The following is a 6,131-nucleotide window of genomic DNA, read 5'->3' on the forward strand; positions in this document are numbered from 1 at the left end:
TCGTAGAGACTAAGAAACTTCCAAATGGCGATGTAGAACACGTTTATGAGAAAGTTAAGACATCATTCAAGGATAAAGATGGAAATGAAATTCCAAACTATCCAACAGAAGACGGTGAACAACCTAAGAAAGATATCCCAGGCTACCGCTTCGTAGAGACTAAGAAACTTCCAAATGGCGACACAGTTCATGTTTATGAAAAAATCATTCCTTCTGTGAAACCAGAACCTGCGAAACCATCAAAACCAGCTCCAGCTAAACCAGCTAAGGAATTGCCTAATACTGGTACAGAAGATCACTCTAGCCTAGCAGCTCTTGGACTTCTTGGAGTATTGAGCGGATTTGGTCTTGTGGCACGCAAGAAAAAAGAAGACTAATTTCTAATCTCCCATTCTTAAAATAGGAACTCGATTCTTCGATAAAAAACCAGCCAGTCATTTAGATTGGTTGGTTTTGTTTTATTTCATTATACTTCATTATTCAACGATCTCTGAAAATCTCAAAACTTGGTAGAAAGTTATGCACTCATCTTTTTAAAGTTAATCAATAAAAGGAAAATATATAAAAATGAGATAAGGAAATCGTTTTAATATTGTATTTTTTTGGATAAATATACAAATATGATACTGAAATATGTCGGAGATTTAATTTTGAAAAGAGGCTAGTAAATATTCAGAAAATAGAAACAAAAGCAACAATTATAAAAATTATTTCCCTTATGAAATGCTGATAATTCAAGTGAAATGTTAACTAAATTTTACTTGGAAAATTATTATTTTTGTTTTGAAATTATAAATCAAGTATCTTGTGTAATGAGATGAAATGTGATATTATTTATATACATGTTAATTGTGAATTATATAAAATTTCCTCTCAACTATGTAAAAAGATGTTGCGGGATTTTTTGTGGATTTTTAACTAACATGATGAAAATAAAAGGAGGTTGTTAGTCTCGATGAAAGGCAAGCAACAACAAGATTTTAGAGTAGAAAAGTACATCCGTTATGGTATCCGGAAATATAGCTTTGGAGCAGCGTCAGTAGCGATTGCAGCTGGATTGATGTTCCTTGGAAGTGGTGCGGTATCAGCAACGGAAGTTCAAGGTGCTGAAGCATCAGTAGCAGCAACCACTGCGCCAGCAAATCAAGCGGATCCTAATAAAGAGAAGGAAGCCGTTAAGCCAGAAACTAAAGTAGCGGAAGCTAAACCAGAGGTTAAAGCAGAAAAATCTAAACCAGAGGAAACTCCGAAAGAAGTAGTAGCTCCTAAATTGGATAAGACTCAATTAGAAGCTTATGTTAACCAGGTAGCAGGAAATATAGCTGCAGGTAAATATGCAAACAAGACAGACGAAAGTTTGGCTCTTTTGAATGCAGATTTGGAAGCGGCAAAAGCAGCTCTTTCAAGTGCTACTAGTCAAGATGAGTTAAAAGCTGCTTACAACAAACTTGTAACAACTGTAAACTCAAAACTACAAAACAAACCAGTTGAGAAAAAAGAAACTCCAGCAGTTGATACTACAAATGGTAAAGAAACTGTAGGGAAGAAAGCGGAAAACACTGAGAAAAAATCTGAGTCAAACGCAATTGAAAACACTGGTTCTAAAGATGAACGTAATGGCAAAGAACTAGTCCAAGGTTCACACTTACGTTCAGCTAATGAAGGGTATACAGCTGCTTCTAAAGAACTAAGAAAAGAAAATGGTGAATTTCTTGGATCTACAGGTAAATCTTACAAAGTACTAGATGGTAATGCTAACTATAAAATTTATGTTCATGGATATCAATCTGAGAACACTGATGTGCCAGCAGCTAATAGTGGACAAGCCGGGACAAGTGGACGTACAGATATTCCATTATCTAAAACAGAAGCTCAAAAAGTGGGACGTGAAGCAGAACTATGGAAAGGGAAACTTCGTGCTACTGGTAAACCTAACAACAATAATGTATGGGGTGCAGGAGGTGCTTATGAGTATCTAGCTACAGAAATCTATGGTTATACTTATGAACAAGGAAATCACTATGTATATGTTACAGATGTAAAAAAACGTTTTAGTTTATCACCAGAGGCAACTGCTGCAGGATACACAATTGCAAACATTGAAGCGAGTAACTTACCTCCTGGATTAGCTTATAATGCAACTACAGATACTGTTGAAGGCTATGTAGCATCTACTCTTCAAAACGGTGTATATGACATGCGCTATATTGTAACTGTAGAGAAAGGTGGAGCTACTCAGCAAGTTACTTTCAGAGACTTAACTGCTGGATGGGTAGGATGGCAAGATTCATCTGCACCACTTATTCAAGGAAAATCAAAATTAGTAACAGTAGGCGATCAAGTTGATCATAATATTAAATATGTTGATAACGATGGGATGAGTCGTGATGAAAGAACTGGTTATGTATACAGAAGTAATGGAGAAAAAGTTGTTGCCGGTTCAAAAACTGCTCCTGGAGGCACGAATGGAGCAACCTTTACTGCAGTTGATGGATCTAAAGTAAATACCGAGAACGGACCACAAACTGTCACAGCGCATACTGCCTTAAACGGTAATTATACGGGAAGTAAAACTTCGATAAATGATGTTGTACCAGGATTAAGCTATAATCCAAAAAATGGAGATATTACTGGAACAGCAAGTGAAGCTGGGATTTTCACAGCATCTGTTTATGCCAAAGACTATAATAATACAACCAATGCAAGAAATATGGATTGGAATATGTATGGTCAAGAAGCTCATGAAAATATTACAATCGCAGTAGCACCTAAGATTACTGTTAAGAATGTTGAAGCTTATGCAACAACTGTACCTGTGTCAATTTCAAAAGGTGCTAACAAAGCTGAAATTACAATGCCAGATGGAACAGTTACAAAACTTGAAGTTAAAGATGGAAACTGGACAGTAGCAGCAGGTACTACAAATACAGCTGTACAAGAAGGTGCGGTATTAGGGGCTGCATCTACAACAGGAGATTCAACTTTTAACTTAACCGTAACACCAGAATCTACTAAATATGTAGGTGTGGATAATATTGTAGCAAAAGCCACAACTGATAAGGTGAAAGCAAACATCCAACGTGAATTTGCTATGGTAACTGACGCAGCAGGTAATACGTATAAAGCGGTATTTAACCGTGCAACAGGTAAATATTCGTTACCTACTGAAAAAGCTTATGAACTAAAAGACAATGGCAATGGTACATCAACTCTTATTGAACGTCGTGTTTATACAGATGCTCAAGCAAATGGTGATGTTAAATTTGTTGTCTATGAATTTGAACGTACATGGAATGCAACATCTTCAGCGGCAACATTAGTAGATAAGATTGCAGAAATTCGTAAGAATGGTGAGGTAACAGCAGTAGGTGCTGTTACACGTACAGAGACATTGGTTAAAAAAGATAACACATCTTCAGAGCAAGGAATGGTAGTTACAGTAAGTTACGACTCAGTAACAAACCAATGGACATCTTCTGACGGTACAGCAGTTACAGCTAAAGAATCAAATGCTGGTTGGGAAATCGAGACAGCATCAGGATTTAAAGGGTATGTAGCATACCGTGAAGCAAGTTCAACAGACCTAGCATCAATTCACAATGACAAACCAACTGGAACTTCAACAAGTTATTCAGAAGCAAAAGATACATCAGTAGACTTAGTTAAATCACCTAAAGCAAACGTAGCATTCGCAGATACAATCGATGATAAAACTACAGCTGCAGATTCTGATACAATTAAAACAAAAGTAACAGTAACTGCACCAGATGGAACAGTAACTAATTTTGATGGAGCTCAAGCAGAAGAAACAGCTTATATTCAAGCACAACGTACAGCGGCAGCTAAAACTCAAGCGGCAGCAACGGCTGTAAAAGAATATCAAGATACACAAAATGAATTAGCACGTCTTCAAGAACTATTAGATCGTTCAACAAGAACGGTAGAAGATGCTCAAGCAGCATTAGATGACTTGAAGCTACGTACAATTTCTCCAACGGCTCAAGAATTAGCAGAGAGAAAACTTGCTAATGTAAAAGAGTTTAAAGCATCTATTGAAGCACAATTAGCAACAGCTCAAACAAATCTTTCAACAAAAAATACTGAAGTAGAGTCAACACGTACTGCAGCTTTAGAAGCTGAAAAAGCAGTAGAAACTGCACGTACAGCTCTTAAAACAGCTGCAGAAGCAAATCTAGCTAAAGCTAACGCTTATGTACTATCCCAAAAAGGACGTTACAAAGTAACAGTAAGCGCAGTAGATTCAAATGGGGTTGTGACAACTCCAACAGTCGGTGGAACAAATACTGGTGAAGTTACAGAAGATGCAGTAGCAGAAACAACTTACTACATCGTAGTAACAGAACCAGAGAAATCATCAGGCGCTCAAGGTCAAAAACAAACTGACTCAATGGCCGACAATTTCAATGATGGAAAAGAAGGAACTACAGTATCAAACTACAAACTAGTAGATCCAAAAACAGGAGCAAAAGTTGAATCTGTAACAACTGATGAAGGAACATACACTGTAGATCCAAATACAGGTGAAGTAACGTTCACTCCAGTAGAAGGATTTGTAGGAACTGCAAATCCGGTAACAGTAGCGGCTGATGTAACATTTAATGATGAATCAGGAAATCCAGTAACAGTAGCGGTAGAAAATTCATATACACCAACTGTATACGGAATTGCACCATCTGCAGATGAAACTACAGGAAAACAAGGACAACCTCAAACATCTAAATCAGGAAAAGATCGTTTCTCTGAATTAAATAATACAGATAATACATTAGATGGCACAAACGTAGACTGGACAACAGCTGCCTACTCATTAGAAGGAGCTAATGCTGAAGGTAAAGTGGTAGTTGATGGAGAAGGAACATACTCAATCGATCCAACAACAGGTGTAGTAACATTTGAACCACTTCCAACATTTACAGGAAAAGCTAAAGGTGTTAATGTACAAGTATCAGTAACAGCCACTGACTCAGAAGGAAACAAAGTTCCAGTTACTTCAAAAGGAAAATATACTCCAGAAGTAACCCCAGTTAAGCCAACAGGTGAAGATGTAACTTCAAGTGGCAAACAAGGTCAAGAACAAACAGGTAAACCTGTCTTTACACAAGGCGATGAAACAGCTCCAATTACAATTAACGAACAGCAACCAGCTAAATTTGTAGTAAATGGACAACCAGTTGATGACAAAGAAATTCCAGCTACAAAAGATGGAAAAGAAATTGGTAAATACGTAATCGATCCATTAACAGGTGTTGTAACATTTAAACCAAACAAAGACTTTGTTGGTACACCAGATCCAGCAACTGTTGAAGTTAAAGATAAGAATGGAACACCAGCAACAGCTACTTACACCCCAACAGTGACTCCAGTAGTTCCAACGGCAACACCAAAAGAAACAACTGGAAAACAAGGTCAACCACAAACTCAAGAAACAGAGTCAATGTTCAAACAAGGTGATGAAGTAGCACCAATTGATAAGACAACTGTTAAATTGGTAGACCCAAGTGGTAACGAAGTAACAACAATGCCAGCGATGAAAGATGGTAAAGAAGTTGGAACATACACAATTGATCCAACGACAGGAGTTATCACATTCCAACCAAACAAAGACTTTGTTGGTACACCAGATCCAGCTAAGGTTGTAGCGAAGGATACTAACGGAACTAAGGTAGAAACAACTTACACACCAACAGTAACTCCAGTAGTACCAACAGCAGAACCAAAAGAAACAACTGGAAAACAAGGTCAACCACAAACTCAAGAAACAGAGTCAATGTTCAAACAAGGTGATGAAGTAGCACCAATTGATAAGACAACTGTTAAATTGGTAGACCCAAGTGGTAATGAAGTAACAACAATGCCAGCGATGAAAGATGGTAAAGAAGTTGGAACATACACAATTGATCCAACAACAGGAGTTATCACATTCCAACCAAACAAAGACTTTGTTGGCACACCAGATCCAGCTAAGGTTGTAGCGAAGGATACTAACGGAACTAAGGTAGAAACAACTTACACACCAACAGTAACCCCAGTCACTCCAACAGCAGAACCAAAAGAAACAACTGGAAAACAAGGTCAACCACAAACTCAAGAAACAGAGTCAATGTTCAAAC

2 protein-coding genes are annotated in these 6,131 nt (G+C 37.6%); both read left to right on the forward strand.

What is annotated here, in order from left to right; translation table 11 throughout:
- Positions 1-377: LPXTG cell wall anchor domain-containing protein (locus O3616_RS09810; protein ID WP_371638767.1), on the forward strand; the 377-nt coding region annotated here is incomplete at its 5' end.
- 578 nt (positions 378-955) lie between these two features.
- On the forward strand, positions 956-6,131 hold a 5,176-nt coding region (locus tag O3616_RS09815; protein WP_371638768.1), incomplete at its 3' end, for a YSIRK-type signal peptide-containing protein.

The organism is Streptococcus sp. 27098_8_86 (genome assembly GCF_041432595.1).
GTDB classification, from domain to species: domain Bacteria; phylum Bacillota; class Bacilli; order Lactobacillales; family Streptococcaceae; genus Streptococcus; species Streptococcus pneumoniae_F.